Source organism: Phytohabitans sp. LJ34, from assembly GCF_052068095.1.
Taxonomy (GTDB): Bacteria; Actinomycetota; Actinomycetes; order Mycobacteriales; family Micromonosporaceae; genus Phytohabitans.
The window spans coordinates 1-15,879 of the sequence record NZ_JBQHDG010000050.1 but is presented as its reverse complement, the minus strand read 5'-3'; the positions used below and the strand labels follow the sequence as shown (position 1 = coordinate 15,879).

At 69.7% G+C, this 15,879-nt stretch carries 19 protein-coding genes; 8 read left to right on the top strand and 11 right to left on the bottom strand.

Translation table 11 applies throughout. From position 1 onward, the window contains the following. The first annotated feature begins 688 nt into the window (after positions 1-688). Positions 689-1,465 (top strand): DivIVA domain-containing protein, encoded by a 777-nt coding sequence (locus tag ACTMTJ_RS45015; RefSeq protein ID WP_441225228.1) that lies wholly within the window; start codon positions 689-691, stop codon positions 1,463-1,465. Between the two features lie 94 nt (positions 1,466-1,559). Here the strand turns inward: ACTMTJ_RS45015 and ACTMTJ_RS45010 are convergent, their stop codons facing one another. Continuing rightward, on the bottom strand, positions 1,560-1,832 hold the full coding sequence (locus ACTMTJ_RS45010) for a hypothetical protein (protein WP_441225226.1): 273 nt from the start codon (positions 1,830-1,832) through the stop codon (positions 1,560-1,562). Between the two features lie 107 nt (positions 1,833-1,939). Here ACTMTJ_RS45010 and ACTMTJ_RS45005 point away from each other — a divergent pair, with 107 nt between their 5' ends. From ACTMTJ_RS45005 to ACTMTJ_RS44995, 3 genes are read left to right on the top strand one after another with little or no spacing between them, the layout of a single operon-like run. Next, the gene (locus ACTMTJ_RS45005) at positions 1,940-2,575 is read left to right on the top strand and encodes a hypothetical protein (protein ID WP_441225224.1); all 636 of its coding nucleotides are present in this window, start codon (positions 1,940-1,942) and stop codon (positions 2,573-2,575) included. Positions 2,576-2,582: 7 nt separating this feature from the next. Then, positions 2,583-4,652 (top strand): histidine kinase, encoded by a 2,070-nt coding sequence (locus tag ACTMTJ_RS45000; protein ID WP_441225222.1) that lies wholly within the window; start codon positions 2,583-2,585, stop codon positions 4,650-4,652. 4 nt (positions 4,653-4,656) lie between these two features. Further along, the gene (locus tag ACTMTJ_RS44995) at positions 4,657-5,289 is read left to right on the top strand and encodes a response regulator (RefSeq protein ID WP_441225220.1); all 633 of its coding nucleotides are present in this window, start codon (positions 4,657-4,659) and stop codon (positions 5,287-5,289) included. 1,075 nt (positions 5,290-6,364) lie between these two features. On the opposite strand, the gene ACTMTJ_RS44990 is transcribed toward ACTMTJ_RS44995, so the two are convergent. Then, complete coding sequence (locus ACTMTJ_RS44990) at positions 6,365-6,499, bottom strand: hypothetical protein (protein ID WP_441225218.1); 135 nt, start codon at positions 6,497-6,499, stop codon at positions 6,365-6,367. 46 nt (positions 6,500-6,545) lie between these two features. Between ACTMTJ_RS44990 and ACTMTJ_RS44985 the strand changes: the two genes are divergently transcribed. Together ACTMTJ_RS44985 and ACTMTJ_RS44980 are read left to right on the top strand one after the other, a co-directional pair. Continuing rightward, a complete protein-coding gene (locus ACTMTJ_RS44985) occupies positions 6,546-6,797 on the top strand; it encodes a transposase family protein (RefSeq protein ID WP_441225217.1) in 252 nt (83 codons plus the stop codon). A 19-nt stretch (positions 6,798-6,816) separates the two neighbouring features. After that, positions 6,817-6,996 (top strand): hypothetical protein, encoded by a 180-nt coding sequence (locus tag ACTMTJ_RS44980; protein ID WP_441225215.1) that lies wholly within the window; start codon positions 6,817-6,819, stop codon positions 6,994-6,996. A 58-nt stretch (positions 6,997-7,054) separates the two neighbouring features. Here ACTMTJ_RS44980 and ACTMTJ_RS44975 read toward each other — a convergent pair whose 3' ends face one another. Beyond that, positions 7,055-7,378, bottom strand: coding sequence for a VOC family protein (locus ACTMTJ_RS44975; RefSeq protein ID WP_441225214.1), 324 nt, complete (start codon positions 7,376-7,378; stop codon positions 7,055-7,057). Positions 7,379-8,099: 721 nt separating this feature from the next. On the opposite strand from ACTMTJ_RS44975, the gene ACTMTJ_RS44970 reads away from it, so the two are divergent. Continuing rightward, the gene (locus ACTMTJ_RS44970; RefSeq protein ID WP_441225212.1) at positions 8,100-9,389 is read left to right on the top strand and encodes a S1 family peptidase; all 1,290 of its coding nucleotides are present in this window, start codon (positions 8,100-8,102) and stop codon (positions 9,387-9,389) included. Positions 9,390-9,783: 394 nt separating this feature from the next. Next, the gene (locus ACTMTJ_RS44965) at positions 9,784-10,329 is read left to right on the top strand and encodes a cellulose-binding domain-containing protein (protein ID WP_441225210.1); all 546 of its coding nucleotides are present in this window, start codon (positions 9,784-9,786) and stop codon (positions 10,327-10,329) included. 113 nt (positions 10,330-10,442) lie between these two features. Here the strand turns inward: ACTMTJ_RS44965 and ACTMTJ_RS44960 are convergent, their stop codons facing one another. The 8 genes from ACTMTJ_RS44960 to ACTMTJ_RS44925 all read right to left on the bottom strand — a co-directional run bounded on the left by ACTMTJ_RS44960 (position 10,443) and on the right by ACTMTJ_RS44925 (position 15,862). Beyond that, positions 10,443-10,730, bottom strand: coding sequence for a helix-turn-helix domain-containing protein (locus ACTMTJ_RS44960; RefSeq protein WP_441225208.1), 288 nt, complete (start codon positions 10,728-10,730; stop codon positions 10,443-10,445). A gap of 108 nt (positions 10,731-10,838) precedes the next feature. After that, positions 10,839-12,500 carry a TlrC/CarA/OleB/SrmB family ABC-F type ribosomal protection protein gene (locus ACTMTJ_RS44955; protein ID WP_441225207.1) on the bottom strand — a complete coding sequence of 554 codons (1,662 nt, stop codon included), beginning with the start codon at positions 12,498-12,500 and terminating at the stop codon, positions 10,839-10,841. Between the two features lie 362 nt (positions 12,501-12,862). After that, the gene (locus ACTMTJ_RS44950) at positions 12,863-13,408 is read right to left on the bottom strand and encodes a GNAT family N-acetyltransferase (protein ID WP_441225206.1); all 546 of its coding nucleotides are present in this window, start codon (positions 13,406-13,408) and stop codon (positions 12,863-12,865) included. Next, positions 13,405-13,824 (bottom strand): VOC family protein, encoded by a 420-nt coding sequence (locus ACTMTJ_RS44945; RefSeq protein WP_441225204.1) that lies wholly within the window; start codon positions 13,822-13,824, stop codon positions 13,405-13,407. The genes ACTMTJ_RS44950 and ACTMTJ_RS44945 overlap by 4 nt, the downstream gene beginning before the upstream one ends. Positions 13,825-13,879: 55 nt before the next feature. After that, entirely contained in the window at positions 13,880-14,056 is a 177-nt protein-coding gene (locus ACTMTJ_RS44940) for a hypothetical protein (RefSeq protein ID WP_441225203.1), read from the bottom strand. Between the two features lie 91 nt (positions 14,057-14,147). Then, positions 14,148-15,224 carry a metal-dependent hydrolase family protein gene (locus ACTMTJ_RS44935; protein WP_441225202.1) on the bottom strand — a complete coding sequence of 359 codons (1,077 nt, stop codon included), beginning with the start codon at positions 15,222-15,224 and terminating at the stop codon, positions 14,148-14,150. A 134-nt stretch (positions 15,225-15,358) separates the two neighbouring features. Further along, positions 15,359-15,598 carry a transposase gene (locus tag ACTMTJ_RS44930; RefSeq protein ID WP_441225200.1) on the bottom strand — a complete coding sequence of 80 codons (240 nt, stop codon included), beginning with the start codon at positions 15,596-15,598 and terminating at the stop codon, positions 15,359-15,361. A 141-nt stretch (positions 15,599-15,739) separates the two neighbouring features. Beyond that, positions 15,740-15,862, bottom strand: coding sequence for a VOC family protein (locus ACTMTJ_RS44925; protein ID WP_441225230.1), 123 nt, complete (start codon positions 15,860-15,862; stop codon positions 15,740-15,742). Between the last annotated feature and the right edge of the window lie 17 nt (positions 15,863-15,879).

Sequence of the window (15,879 nt, the reverse complement as noted above, 5' to 3'; positions counted from 1 at the left end):
ACGGTGGGGCACGAGGACCTCCCTCGGATGGTGCGGCTGTTGTGGTAGCTCCACACCTACCGAGGAGGTCCTCACCCAATCAAGATCCCCGTGTCACCAACGTCCGTGGGCAGTACATCTAGGAGAGTTGGGGCGCTAGTTCAACCCTAAAGTCTCCTAGATCTCGAAGTCTGGCCCGTTTGGCTGGTGACGCTGCGTCAGGATGGCGCAGGTAGGCTCCGCGAAGACCCCGGCGGGGCTTGTCCCGCGGAGCTGGCAGTGGACGGCCGGGGATTTCGGCGAGCGCTGCGAGCCGCCGGCCGGGAGCGGTGCCCGCGGGAGCATACGGTCCGCCACTGACGCGGACATGGGCAACATATGCCTTGAAGCAACGCCACGACGAGCGGCGACCCTGACCCCGAAAGATCCTGTACGTCGGGTAGCCCGAGGGCATGCAGGCCGAGGGTGTCCATCAGCAGGTGGCCGGGGCGGTCAGCATCGTTGAAGAGCCGGACGTTCACCAGGCCGAGGAGGGGTGCCGTCGCCGCGGATGGTAGGAGCGCGACGCCGCTGATCGCCACCAGGTGCTCACGCGGGACGCGTACCCGCACCGTCCCGGGCAGTGGTCCACAACGGTGCCTGTCGTATCGAGCTGCACGGCGGATGAGGAGTTTTCGTCCAGCTAGGCGGCTGTGGTTACGCTGCTTTGGTGGTCGATCGCTCCCTGCCTCATGGTGGTATCGAGTTCGGCGGTAACGACGTTGCGCCTATCTCGTGGCCGCATTGGTTCGGCGGGGCGGCGATCGCCGGCGTGGGGTTCGGTTGTCTCATAGGTTCCGTGGTCGGGGGTGCCTCTGGTGTGGCGTACGGCGGGGGCTTGGGTGTCTTGCTCGCGGCGGTGACGCTCGCGATGCCGATTCGGTTGCGAAACTACCGGCTCCCTGAGCCGCCGGTGCTGCGCGTGGGGCTTGACGGCCTGCATATACATGTGGTGGCTCGGCAGGGCCGGCGCGTCCGCACTTATGTTTACGTGCCGTGGCACGCCGTCGATGCGCTCAGGCTCGCTGGCACCTGGCAGGCCGGGCTGGCCCGGCCCGCGCTACGCGTCGAGTTGAGGGACGGCGGGCCGGGCGGGGACGGTGGCACGCTGATGGTTCCGGACGTCGGCTCGCCAGATCTGGTGGCGGCGGTCGCGGGGTACTCCGATGGACGGCATCGGGTTGTCGAGCGGCAGGATCTGACACCGCGGGTCGCGCCCGGGTTCGAGGTCGTGTTGTACGGCTATGACATCGGCCAGGTCGACCCGCTGGTACGGCGCGTCGAGGCAGCCATGTCGCCTGATGGCGCGGCTTCGCGCCTGGCGGTAAGGGAGGAGCTGGTCGCCGGCCCGGCGTTCGACAAGCGGCCGCGTGGCTACCGGCGGACCGAGGTCGATGCCTACCTGCGGCGGGCGATGCGAAGACTCGCACAGCATGACACGGCTTGATACACCGACAGCGAGCCGCTGGCCCCGCAGATACGGCTCAAGTGGCCGCAGGTCGCGCTGGTGGGCCGCTGACCGCGCGCGGGATGCGATGCCTTCACCGGCGATCGTTCGTGGACAGCCCGAGGAACTCGCGAAGGAGCAGGCAGAGTTTGGCGATGGCCAACTGGTGGTCGTCGTCAGTGACTATGGGTTGTCGCGTTGTCCCGGCGCCGAATGTCTCCTCGATGACGAGCGACCAGAATGCGAGGCTGCTGTGGGAATGGCGTCCGGACATCCAGGCCTGGAACGCTTCCAGCTCGCCGCGGCCGCGGGCGAGGCCATCCTGCCCGACGGCGAGCGCCAGCGGTGATGACCGGGGCATTGCCAATGCGGCGGATCGTGGGCCGGGCAGAAGAGGACCTGGCGTCCCTGGTGCCCGGGACGGTGGGATCGGGAGCGTGATCTCCAACAGCCACCGCGCTTTTGGAGACCACCATGTTGCTCGAATCGACCACCGCCACCGATACCACCGCCGCGATCCGGCGGCCGGCCTGGAAGCTCGCCCTCTCGCCGCTGGCCTTCGTCGCCTGGCTCGTCGCCGTCGTCGCGACGATGTCGGGCACCGGGGTGAGCGACTCCGCCGACCTCACCCCGGACCAGATGGACGGGATCCGGGTCGGGTGGGCGCTGATGTGGCCGGTGTACGCGATCGCCGTGCTCCTCGGCCTCTCCGCCCTCTACCCGCTCAACCGCCTCCTGCGCGGCCGGCTCGCCACCGCCTCGCAGGTCTTTGTCGCCGTCGCGGCGGTCGCCATCCTCGCCAACCTGGTGCTGAGCGAGGTCGCCGCCGGCTTCGGTGAGGCCCGCCTGGGCGACAACGCAGCGTACGAGGCCTCGCTCGTGGCCAGCTACGCCTCGATCTGGGCGGCAACCGTCGCCACCATCCTCACCGCGGTCGCGCTGCGCACCAGCGGGCTGCTGCGGCGGGCCGGGCTGGTCGTCGCCATCCTCGCCGGCGCGCTGCTCGTACTCGACGTGGCGACCCGGGGGCTGCCGCCGTTCATGGTCGCGCTCTTCTGGGTCGTGTTGGGGGTCGGGCTGCTCCGCCGCCGCGTACCGTCCTCGGTGTGAGTAGGCCGTGACCGTCGAAACCGCCGACGCGGCGACCGGTGTGCACACGCTGCGCATCGGTCGCGCGGTCGTGCTCGCCGCCACTGGCGTGCTGCTCGCGCTCTTCGCCGCCGGGCTGGTGCTGTGGGCCACGCACGCGGGTGAGCTGCTCCCGCTGTGGGTGGCGCCGGACGGCGCCTGGACGGCGGGCCAGCTGCGCGCCGTGCTGGCCGGGTGGGGTGTGCCGGTCGGCTGGTTCGCCGGCTACTTCATCCTCCTGGAGCTGCTGCTTGTCGCGGCGAGCGTGGTGGCGGCGTGGTTCGTCCTGCGCGGTGCGCTGTCGTGGTTCCGGCTGTACCTCGTCTTCGTGCTCGTCCTCTTCGCCACCGCCGGCGGCGGGGTGCCGCTGGTGGTGGGCGAGCTGTACCCGGCGGTCGCCGACCCCCTCGCGCTGGCCCAGGGCGTGGCGTGGATCGCGCTCTTCCCGCTGGCATACGTCTTCCCGGACGGTCGCTTCGTTCCACAGTGGAGCCGGTGGTTGGCGGTGGGTTGGGCGCTGTGGCTCGCGGCCGTCGTGGCGTTCGACTCCACAGGGGAGGGTCCGGTCCCGGCTGCCCTGCTGTTGCTGCTCTTCGGCAGCTGCGTCGCGGCTCAGGTGTACCGGTACGCGCGCGTCTCCGGCCCTGTCGAGCGCCTCCAGATCCGGTGGGTGCTGTGCGCGGTGGCGCTCCGCTTCGCGTACAACGTGGCACTCGTCGCCACACCGCTCGGCGCGGTGCAGGACGAGGCGACGCAGCGTGGCCTCGCGGTGTACACCGGCCTCATGGCCGTCTCCTACGCCATGGCCGCCGCCCTGCCCGCGGCCATCGCCGTCGCGATCGTGCGGCACCGGCTCTTCGACATCGACGTGGTGATCAGTCGCACGCTGGTGTACGGGGTACTGACCGCGTTCGTCGTCGGCACGTACGCGCTCGTGGTGGGCGGCGTGGGCGCGCTGTGGCGGGGCGGCGGGCCGGTCGCGCTCCCGCTGGTGGCGACCGGGCTGGTCGCCGTCGCGTTCAGCCCGCTGCGCGAGCAGGTGCAGCGCCGCGTCAACAGACTGGTGTACGGCGAGCGGCACGACCCGTACGGCGTGCTGTCCCGCCTCGGCCGCCAGCTGGCCGGTGTGGTGCGGCCGGAAGCGGTGGCGCCGGCGATCGTGGAAGCGGTGGCGCGGGCGCTGAAGGCTCCCTACGTGGCTGTCGACGTCGACGGCGGCGTCGTCGCCTCCCGTGGTGTCGCGCCCGCCGGGGCCGAGCGGTTCCCGCTCCAGCACCGGGGCGAGACGGTGGGCGACCTCGTCGTCGGCGGGCAACTCTCGGCCGGCGACCGGCGGCTGCTCGCCGATCTGGCCGGGCAAAGCGGCGCCGCGCTGTACGCCGCCCAGGAGTCGGCCCGCACCCGCCAGCTCGCCGGCGACCTCCAGCGCACCCGCGAAGACCTCGTCGCCGCCCGCGAGGAGGAGCGCCGCCGCATCCGCCGCGACCTGCACGACTCGCTCGGCCCGGCACTCAGCGGGCAGGCGCTCACCATCGAGGCGGCCCGCTCCCTGCTCGCCACCGACCCGGCCGCCGCCGACGGGCTGCTGCGCGACCTCACCGCGCACAGCCGGCAGACCCTCGACGAGGTACGCCGCCTCGCCCGCCAGCTCCGCCCGCCCGTGCTCGACGAGCTGGGGCTGGCGGCGGCGCTGGGCGACCTCCGCGAGCGGTACCGGCCGCAGGGGCTCGACGTCACCGCGGAAGTGCCGCCACTGCCCGACCTGCCCGCCGCCGTCGAGGTCGCGGTGTACCGCATCGTCCAAGAGGCGCTCACCAACGTGGTGCGGCACGCCGGCGCCGGAACCTGCGTGGTGTCGCTGGCCGTCGACGGCGCCGCACTCACCGTGTCCGTTGTGGACGACGGGCGCGGGATCGGCTCCACGCCCGCGGGCGTGGGCCTGGCCTCGATGCGCGAGCGGGCCGAAGAGCTGGGCGGCACGCTCACCGTCGACTCGTCGTCGCGCGGCACCACGGTCACGGCGCGGCTGCCGCTGCGCACCCACCCGGAGGGAGACTGAGCCTGTGATCAGGATCCTGCTCGCCGACGACCACCCCATGTTCCGGTACGGGCTGCGCGCCGTGCTCGGCTCCGACCCAGGCGTCGAGCTGGTCGGCGAGGCGGGCAGCGGCGACGAGGCCGTTACCCTCGCCGGCGATCTCCGGCCCGACGTGGTGCTGATGGACCTCACCATGCCCGGCCTCAACGGCGTCGAGGCCACCCGGCGCATCCTGACCGCGTCGCCGGAGGTCAACGTGCTGGTGGTGACGATGTTCGACGACAGCGCCTCGGTGCTCGCCGCGATCCGGGCCGGCGCGCGCGGATACCTGGTGAAGGGCGCCGACCGCGAGGAGATCCTGCGGGCAGTGCACGCGGCCGCGGCGGGCGAGGCCATCTTCAGCTCCGCCGCAGCCCAGCACGTCACCAACCACCTGGCCGGCGCCCGCCCCGCGCCCGCGCCGCTGTTTCCGGCGCTGACCAGCCGCGAACACGAGATCCTGGAGCTGCTCGCCGCCGGCTACACCAACACCGCCATCTCCGAGCGCTTCCACCTGAGCCCCAAGACCGTCCGCAACTACGTCTCCACGATCTTGTCCAAGCTGGACGCCACCACGCGGGCCGAGGCCATCGCGAAGGCCCGCGACGCCGGCCTCTAGGTCGAATAGCCGCGCGGTGAACCCCTCGTGTGCAGGCGCTTCTGATCGGCTGATGATAGGGGCGTCATCAGAGCGGCCATCGCGAGGGCGACCAGATCTACAGCCCTTTCGGGGTCGGGGTCGCCGCTCGTCGTGGCGTTGCTTCAAGCCATATTTGCCCACGTCCGCGTCAGCTGCGGACCGTATGCTCCCGCGGGCACCGCTCCCGGCCGGCGGCTCGCAGCGCTCGCCGAACCCCCCGGCCGTCCACTGCCAGGTCCGCGAGACAAGCCCGAGCGGGTTTGGGTGGCCTCACCTGCGCCGTCCTGACGCAGTGTCACCAGCCAACGGGACCAGACTTCGAGATCTAGGAGATTTAGGGTTGAAATGGCGCCCAAACTCTCCTGGATCTCGAGCCTCGCGCCGCTCATACCCTCGTGGCGGTTACACGCGGCGACGACAACCCCGTTGCTTTTCCGGATCGCCGATCCGGGAACGGGCATTGTGGACAAACGTCGACCACCGCCTGGCACGAGCTCCGTCACCCCGCCCTCTTTCCTGCCGGCCGGTTGCGTGCAGGGGTGAGCGCGACCAACGGCGGACGGGTGAGGCCGCGGGAGCAACGGTCTGGACCACGACGGACATCGCGGTAGCTCAAATCTCTGTCTAAATAGGGGTCGAAGCCACCCCGACTCCGAAAGGTCTCTACATCGACCGGCTGCGGGCGGGTTCGCCACCAGCCGCCTGGTCGGCAACCACCGCCGGACAGACAACCGCCATCGCACCTACCGGCGCTGGTGACCACCCGACAACGGACGGTTGGCGGGGGCTGTCGCGGCCCGATGCCGGTCCAGTCGTCGAGCCGGTTGATCCGGGTCCGCGATGGTGCCCGGTCGCGGGGTTGGCTTGTCGTCGCGACCGCGATTTGCACGGCGCCGAGCCAGCCGAGGTCCAGCGTCAGGACTGTTCCTACTTGCCGTCGCAGGCAGGGCCTCGGCAAAGTCGTGAGGTGTCCGGCTTGAGTGGGTTGGTGTAGACGCGCCCTTGCTGGTGACGGCCGGGCGGGCATGACCGGATCAGAAGATCATCGAGGTTCCTACGCCTTGTCGATCTTTCCGAAGTGAGCCATGCCCGCGTTGCTATCGTCGCTGATCTCGTCATTGTCGGATGTACCGGCCGGAACCTGCGCCGCACCGTCGGCGGCCGGGTTGCTCGCCGCGTTGAACACCATGCCTGATCCAAGGGCTCGGCGCGGAGTTCGTCACGCGCTGGCCGTTGTGGTCACCGCGGCGGTATGCGCGGTCATCGCCGGCTACCGCTCCTACACAGCCATCGGTGAATGGGTCGCTGACCTGCCGGCGGAGACCGCGGCCGCACTAGGCATCGATGCCGGACGCCGCCCATCCGAGACCATGATCCGCCGGTTGTTGCAGGCCCTAGACCCGGACCGGCTGACCGCGGTGATCGGCGCTTGGCTCGCCACACAGATGCCAACACAGGATCCGTGGCCACTGGCACATCGAGAATAAGGTGCACTGGGGGCGCGACGTGAGCTACGACGAAGACCGCTCCCAGATCCGCACCGGCGCCGGTCCACACGTTATGGCCGCCCTCCGCAACGCCGCCATCGGCGCTATACGCGCCACCGGCGTCACCAACATCGCCGCCGCTAACCGCTACCACGCCCGCGACAGCAGCCGCCCACTCACCGTCCTCGGCATCGTCTGACGATTTGCCCACGCGCTGCCATAACTTGCCCGGCACCTGGTAACACACTCGGAAACAATCATTGGCCCCCGTCAACCACCACGCAGAACAGATTGCCCTCCGGGTCGAGGAGCACCACGTGGTCGGCGCCGTCGGCATAGTCCCACGCAACGCGGCGAGCGCCCAGGGAGATGAGCCGCTCGACCTCGGCCTGCTGCTCCGCCGGATCGGCGACTGACAGGTCCAGGTGCGTCCCGTCGTCGGTATCCAGCACGATCGCCACAGCGGCACCATCCTTCGGCACCAGAACCGGTGATTCGTTACCGACCTCGCCGCTGCGCACCTCGTAGCCGAGCGCGGCCGTCCAGAATCCAGCCGCTCGATAAAGGTCCTCGACATGCAAGTTTACTGACTTAATACGCACCATCGTCCCAGTATCGGCCCCCACCCGAGCACACCCGCGACCCTCTTCGCCGTCTGCGGCCACGACGATGGTGGCGTCCTGCGACAGACACGCCACAGTGATCGCTGCCCCGAGGCTTGGCCAAGCCGGCGACATCGCCCCGTCTGCCTCGAGGTATCTCTGCAAGGCCGATCGACTTTGCCGGAGCCCTGCCGTCGCAGGTCGCGCCGCTTGGCCGCGTGGGATTGCACCGGGCCGCGATCCGGATCCATTGGCAGGTCGGGTCGGGGCGCCTGCGTCATCCCCGTGTTGTTTTTGCGTTGACCCGCTTCTAAACAACTCGTCGCCATGCTGACCTGGGCAGAGGCGGGCGTCATATCGATGGGCACTAGGGCGGGAAGGGGACCGGTGATGTCTGACGCCTGCGCCCCTTTGGTCCAGGAGGAGGTAATAAACATCCACAGGCCGAGCGGACCGACGCTGGAGTTGCGTCATACGTTCGCGGCGCCCGGCGCCCGGCGGCGCCACCGGTCCGGCGCTGCGGCTGGTGCCGAATGGCGACTCGCTTCACGGCGAGGCACCGGCCGGCTCGAGCGCGGCGCCTCGCGAGCCGCGCATTCAATTGTTCGTGTCAATTGCTTTGCAATCGTCGTCCGGCAGGGTGGCGGTTGAGGCGTGGCCTAATCCGGGCCTCGCTACCGCAACGTGCAAAGGAGGACTCTTGAAGTTCCGACTATTTGGCGTGGCTGTCGCTGGGATCCTGGGAGCCGGTCTGCTTGCGACGCCATCGCAGGCGGCCGCAGGGATGCTTTCTGCCGGAGGAGACGCGGCGAGCCTTGCTGGGCGCGCCGAGAGGATCGAGATGACAGCGTTCCTCGATCCGTCGCAGGAGACAATGGAGCGTCAGGACTTGGAGAGGCTGGCCCAGCGAACAGGTGAGCCGCTCGGTGCGATCCTTACGCGCCAAGCTCGCTCTGGGGAGATGAACCGGGCGCTGGCACGCGTCAACGAGGTCACACCGGGCATCATCGCGGCGGCCGAACTCCGCGAGGACGGAATATATCGCGTCTATGTCAAGAAGGCTTCGCCGCAGCAGATGGATGCGGCCCGAGCCGGGCTGGCCCATCTGCCGGTGAGTATCGTTGGCGACCGTCGGTACAGCAACGCGGATCTCACCAAAGTCCTGCCGTCCCTCAGCCGGTTTCTGGATGTGGCGTCGCCCGACGTCTATGAGGTCAGCTACGACGCAGCCATGGACCACTTCGTCGCTACAGCTTCCGCTACCGGCGCGAAAGACGTGCGTGAGGCGTACCCGACACAGCGGGACGGGCTCGTCGACGTGGCCGGCATGCCCGTCGAACTCGTCGTCAAGGAGACCCCGCCGGACGCCACTGCCGAAACGACGGTGGTCGGTGGTGCTGGGCTGAACACCCGCGACGGCGACGTCTTCCGCCCGTCTTGCACTGGCGGGTTTACCGTGCGCACAACGACGGCGGTGGGAACGTTGACAGCGGGGCATTGCCCAAATTTCCTCCACTATGGAAGCGAACGGATCCTGAGTTTCGCGGCCGAGTGTGACCCCACCTCCAGCACGTGCGAGCGTGGCGATATGCAATGGCATGCTACAGCGTCGATCGCACCACGCTTCCGAGCTTATAGCAGCGTGTATCGCGACGTGCACACGGTGGGATTCCCGGTGGTCGGCGAAACAGCATGTCACTATGGGATCGGAACCGGCGATGGGGTCTGCGGCACGATAAGGCAGGCAAACACCTGCCTTAGGTTGGATGCGCCCGATTTTGAGGCGACCAGACTGTGCAACGCAGCCACAATGACCGCCGACATTTCAGAGGATGGCGACAGCGGCGGTCCGTGGTTCTATGGAAACACAGCCTTGGGAATCCACCATGGCCAGTACAGGTACGCCGGGGAGGCCCAGTCGGTCTCCGCATTCACACAAACCGCCAACCTGCGGGACATCCTCCCCGGCGTAAACATTGCCTATAGATGAGTCACGTCCGGGACTGTCCGGATCTTTGTACTGTGAGGCGATAACCTCGTCTCAGGTTCCGTGATGCGCGGGTGAGATCTCTTCCAGTGAAGCGTCACAACTCCATGATCACTGGCAGGATCTCACCCACTCTTCCCGCCGCCCACAGAGGGCACCGCCGCCGGGATAAACGGTCCTGGCGAAACCGCGTGCACGGCACCCCAGTCCGGACGGGGTTCGTGCCCGGAGACGTCGATGCCGATGGGTGGCGGTTTCAGGCCAGCTCAGCGGCGCGGCCGTTCAGCGACGCGAGGGTCGCTTACCACCGGATCCCCTCGAATGGATCACCCCGCATTCCCACATCTCGATAATTGTCTATCTTGACGGTTGCCGATGCGCGCCGGATCCTCAGGGCATGAGTGGACGCTCGCGGCGGCAACGTCGTGTTTGGCCGGCACTGCTGGCCGTCGCGGCAATTCCCGCGATGGTGACCGGCACGGCCCTGGTTACGATGCCCGCCGCGGCCGGCATCGGACTGCCGGCAGTGCTGAACACCTGCGCCGCCCCGACGCCGACCGGGGTGCAGTGCACGATCGGGACGCCAATCAGCTCGTCTTCGTCGTCGCCGAGCACGGCCTCGCCCAGCACCTGCCGGGTCACGTACACCACGCAGTCGCAGTGGGACACCGGATTCCTGGCCAGGGTGACCGTCCACAACAACGGCACCGCACCGGTCAGCGGGTGGACGGTCCGCTTCACCTTCCCCGGCGACCAGCGGATCACGAACTTGTGGAACGGTACGTACGTCCAGACCAGCGCCGCTGTGACGGTATCGAACGCCCGCTGGAACCAGCTCATCCCGCCCGGCGGCAGTACCTGGTTCGGAATGTACGGCGCATCCACGGCAAGTCAGCCGCCGCCCACGACTTTCACCCTGAACAACGCGCCCTGCACCGCATAGTTGACCGTAAGGTCAGCGTCCCAGCTGGATCTCGATCTCCACCTCGACGTCCTCACGGACCTTGAGCGCGCCGAGAAAGGCCGAGTACGGCCGGATTCGGTACGTCGACTTGGTCACGACCGTGGTTGCAGCCTCGTGACGGCCAGTCCGTTTGGTGCTATTGCGTTCGCGGCGTCCGAGCACACGACGAGCTTGGCTAGCCCCCCCGAGGCCAACGCCGCCGTGCCTCCAGCGATCCACCGACGCCACCGCTCCCGCACCGATTTCTTCGAAACTCGCAGCTCAGAAGCGATCTCTGCGGTCGGTCTGGACTTCTGGAACAGGGTCGCCGCCCGTCGCCGGACCGCTTCACGCCGCGCCCTGGCTGCCGCGTTCAAACCACCACCAGCCGGATACCTCATCACCCCGGCCTACCGAACGGCGGCCCAACCCCGGCGTCTCGTGTGTTGGTCGGCCAGCCGTGTGCCCGAGTTCGCCGCCCTCGGGGGCCCGCCAGCGCATGGTCTCGGCTAGCAGGCGTGGGCCAGAGGTGTGGCTTCCCCGAGCTGCGCGACGCGGCCGGCGTCCAGCTCCAGGTGGGTGCCGGTGAACCGGGCGCGCATGCGGCGGTCGTGGGTGACGATGACTACCGCGCCCGGGTACTGCGCCAGGGCTTCCTCCAGCTCCTCGACCAGGGCCGGGGAGAGGTGGTTGGTCGGCTCGTCGAGCAGCAGCAGGTCGACCGGTTCGCTGACCAGGCGGGCCAGCTCGATCCGGCGCCGCTGCCCGTAGGACAGCTCGCCCACGCGCAGCCGCAGATCGGCCGGCCGGAACAGGCCGAGGGAGAGCAGCTCGTCGGTGTACTCGTCCGGGCCGCCGGGCCGCCCGTGGGCGAACGCCTGTGGCACGGTCAGGCTGGGCGGCCACGGGGTTTCCTGCTGTCGCAGGTGCCCGATCCGGCCGCGCGTGCGTACCGTTCCGTCGTCCGGACGCAGTTCCCCGGCCAGTACCCGGATGAGGGTGGTCTTGCCCGCTCCGTTGGGGCCGGTGACCAGGAGCCGTTCCGCGCCCCCGATCCGCAGTGACGGCACGTAGAGCCGGTCGGCGACGCGGATCCCGGTGAGTTCCGCGGCCGCTTCCGGCGCTTGGCTGTCGGCGCCGGTGATGCGGGCCGCGAAGACCAGCGGGTCGGGCGGCGGCGCGACGGGGTTGCCGGTGAGACGCTCGACGCGCTCCTTGGCGTTGCGGATGCGCCCCATCGCACCGTGGTCGCGGCCACGGGCCCGGAAGGCGCCGTGCCCGAACTTGGCCATCGGGGCCTTGCGCGGGATAGCGTCCAGGCGGACCGCGTTCGCGGCAGCCAGCTTCCGGTTGCGGGCCAGCTCGGCGCGCCACTCCTCGTACTCCTGGAGCCGACGCCGGCGCTCGGCGGCCTTGGCGGCGAGGTATCCGTCGTAGCCGTCGCCGTAGCGCGCCACCTTGCCCTCGCCGACCTCCAGGATCGTGGTGGTGACCCGATCCAGGAACTCCCGGTCGTGGGTCACCGCGAGCACCGTGCCGCGGTGCGCCCGCAGGTGCGCCTCCAGCCAGCCCACGGCCTGGTCGTCCAGGTCGTTGGTCGGCTCGTCGAGCAACAGCAGTTCCGGCAGGGACGCCAAGGTGGCGGCCAGGGCCAGCCGCGACCGCTCCCCGCCAGACAGCGTGCCAAGCAACCTCGTGCGGTCCAGACCTGGCAGGCCGAGCCCGTGCAACGCGATGTCAACCCGGGTGTCCGCCGTGTACCCGCCGCGCGCCTCGTACCGGCCGACCAGCCCGGCGTAGGCCTCCAGCGCGGCCGCGAGTTCCGCCCCTGCCAGGCTGCGCAGTCCGGTCTCGGCGTCGCGCATCCGCGACTCGAGCGTGCGCAGGTCGGCAAGGGCGAGGTCGATCGCGTCCTGGACCGTGGCCTCAGGCGGCAGCGCCAGCGATTGCGCGAGGTAGCCGATGCCGCCGGGCGCGACCACGCTCACCTCGCCGTTGTCGGGCCGGTCCGCCCCGGCCAGCAGCCGCAACAGCGTGGACTTACCCGCGCCGTTGTCGCCGATGATGCCGGCCTTCTCGCCCGGCTTGACGGTGAAGGACACTGCGTCCAGCACCACGTGGTCGTCGTAGCGGCGGGTGACGTTGTGTAGCGAAAGTTGGGCAGTAAGCAAGGAAGAGTCCCCTGTTCTCGGCCGGGCCGATCGGAACGGGCCGTCGGCCCGCTTGAGCACCTGCCGGTCGGCGAGTTCGGGCAGCCACCGATCTACCGGGTCGTCCAGCCGCAGCCGGCACTCGTCGAGCAGGACAATCGCCGCCGCGACCGCGAACCGGCTTGGACGTCGAGGCCATCCGCAGCCCCGAGGCCGCGATCGCTGAACCGTTCATGGCATCCACGGTGGCCAACCACTCTGACACCGGGCTGTCGCCGTCCTGACGCCGCCGCTGACACGCGGCGGAAAGCAGCCAGCCGGGCACGACCCCGTGGCGCGCAGTCGAAGATTCTGCACTTCTGGTCAATGACCGGACCGGCGGGTCAGCGCCTCACGGCGTTCAGTTCGAGCCGCCCGTAGAGGCTGGTGAACATGTCGATCTCGGTGATCTCGTAGTAGCAGACCCGTTCCGGTGTTTCGACGCGGCGCATACCGGCTTTCTCCATCACCCGCCGGGCGCCGACGTTGTGGTGCATGGTGTCCGCGACCGCCCGACGCACCCGACCGGTGCCGAACGCCCACGCCAGCAGACCGCGTAGCGCCTCGGTGGTGTAGCCGCGTCCCTCGACCTCCGGGGCGACCCCGTAGCCGAGCTCGACCGTACCGTCTACGTCGGGCGGCCCGAAGAACCCGATCCCGCCGATGACCAGCCCGGTATCCCGGTCCACCATTTGCAGCGGTCCGAACAGTGTCTCGCCGCCGGGATCGTGGACAAGGAACAGGCGGGCCACGTCCTGGTCGTCGGCGCGCGGATAGCCGGCCGACCAGCTCTGCCCGACGCGGTCGCCGGCGACGATCAGCTCGGCACGTTGCCGGGTCAGCGGGAGCAGCCGCAGCCGCTCGGTCTCGATCATCACGTCCGGGCTCATCCGGCCAGGCCGTGGTCGGCCAACCACTGCGGGTCCGGCGCCACCATCCGCAGCACCTCGACCAGCAGTCCGTCCGGCCCGGCGACCTGGAACCGACGCTGCCCCCACGGCTCGGTCACCAGCGGCATGACCACCTCCATGCCGGCGGCGTCCAGCCGGGCGAACTCGGCGTCCACATCAGCGACCAGGAACGCCAGCAGCGTGCCGACCACGTTCCTGCCACGGCTCGCCTGCGGCCACGACTGGTGGTCGCGCTGGACGAAGTCCAGGCTCACGTTCGGGTGATCGGCGTGCTGCGTGTTCACGTACCAGCCCAGATCGATACCAACCGTGAACCCGAAATGCTCGGTGAACCACGCCGCACTCGCGGCGGGGTCCTCCGCCGCGACCGCCATCCCGATCAATGTGAACTGCATAGATGCCATCGCCTCCCGTGGAACGGACCGACCGCCGCGACCTGCGCGCGGCCGGTCATGTGACATCCCCAGGCTCCCGGGGAGGGCGGCGGCGATCAACGGCGAACATCGCAACGACCGATAACCGGCACGTTATCGGCATCGGCACGGTGACACGCACCTGGCCGGTGACCTCCTCGGTGTCCACGCCGTAGCGGTTGCGGTCCGGCAGCAGCGCGCGCAGCTTGGCCACCTAGGCCTCCACCGCCCATGAGGCGGTGTCCTGCGAGCCACTGCCACGAGCGTGACGGCCAGCGGCGCGGCGATCGGGCCGAGCCGGCGGCTCACGGCCGGATCGCCGGCGCGGTGAGCGCGGCGCCGCGCACGTAGACGGCGCGGATCCGGTGGATGGCGGCCGGGTCGCGCAGCGGGTCGCCGTCGACGGCGAGGATGTCGGCGTCGTACCCAGGAAGGATTTTGCCCTTGCGGTCGCCCAGGCCGAGCACCTCGGCGGCGCGGCCGGTGATCGCGTGCAGCGCCTCCGCGGGGCTCATACCGATCTGGGCGAGATGGACGAGCGCGGTCGGTAGGACGTCGTGCGGTTTGATCGGCGCGATCCCGGCGTCGGTGCCGACGACGATGCGGGCGCCGGACGCGCGCATCGCGGTGGCGTTGGCGATCAACTTTGGACGGCGGGAGGCCATCTCGGGCGGCATGGCGAAGCCCTCGACGGGCTTCAGCCCAAGCGTGAGGCTGAGCGCCACACCCCGGCGCTGGATCTCGTCGAGCAACCCGTGTGGTATGTCGTCGACCGCGTCGGCGGTCATGAACGAGGCGTGTTCCAGACTGTCCACACCGGACGCGACCGAATCGACAATCGCGGCGGTGCCGTGCGCGTGCGCGGTGACCGGCAGTCCGAGCCGGTGCGCTTCGTCGACCAGCGCGCGCAGTTCCTCGGCGGTGAACTGGGGCGCCTCCGGCCGGCTGCCGGCGGTCATGTTGCCGCCGCTGGCCATCACCTTGACGACGTCGACGCCGCGCTCGTGCCGTTCCCGGACGGCGGCGCGGACGCCCTCGACACCGGACGCGGCACCGCCGAGGACGTGGCAGTGCCCGCCAGGCGTGGTGATCGGCACGCCAGCGGCGAGGACGTCGGGCAGCGTCCAGTCGGCCCGGGCCGCGGCGCGTACGCCGAGGGCCAGATAGTCGACGTCGCCGAGGTCGCGCAGCGTGGTCACCCCGGCCCGCGCCGCCCGCCGCGCGGCCACACACATCGCGGCGAACGTCTCCGCCGCGTCCCGCGTGGCCAGCGCACCGATCGGGTCCGGCGAAGCGTCGAACGCGAGGTGCACGTGCGTGTCGACGAGTCCGGGCAGGAGCGTCACGCCAGGAAGGTCGACGACATCGGCGTCCTCGGGCACCTCCCCGGCCGGCGACAGGCGGTCAGCCAGGCCGGCGTGCGCTCGACCACCAAGCGGCGCGGGTGCACAGCGAAGCCTTGCTGGTCGGCGGGTTTGCGGACGATCTCGATCGTCGTGTTGAGGATGTCGCGGGCCTAGTCGACCAGCCGTCCGGCGAAGCCCTGATCGGCGAAGATGTGCCGCATTGACGGCGCGGCCAGGGTAGCGGCCACCAGGGCGCCCTTGGCGCCGTCGCGGTCCTGCCAGGACGCGGCCAGCACCCAGACGGTGACCAGCAGCCCGAGCGTGTCCGTGACGATGAACCGCTTGCGGCCGTTGATCTTCTTCCCCGCGTCGTAGCCTCGGCTGTCGGCTCCGACGGTGTCCGCGCCCACTGGGCGTCGGTCAGGTCGGACGGGTATCCACGGCGAGGGATCGGCACCGCACCACCCTGGCCGGCTCAGCAGCTCCCCGCACGCCGCCATGCCAGTCCACATCGGACCCTTCTCAAACACGTTCTGAGGGCGGTCGTTCGATCAGTTGACGCAGAACTCGTTGCCTTCCGGGTCCTGCATGATCAGCCAGAACCCTTCGTCGTTGTCGACGCGGCGGTAGATCGACCCGCCAGCAGCTACGAGCTGGTTTCCGACTGCCTCGATCCGCGCCCGGCGCTCCG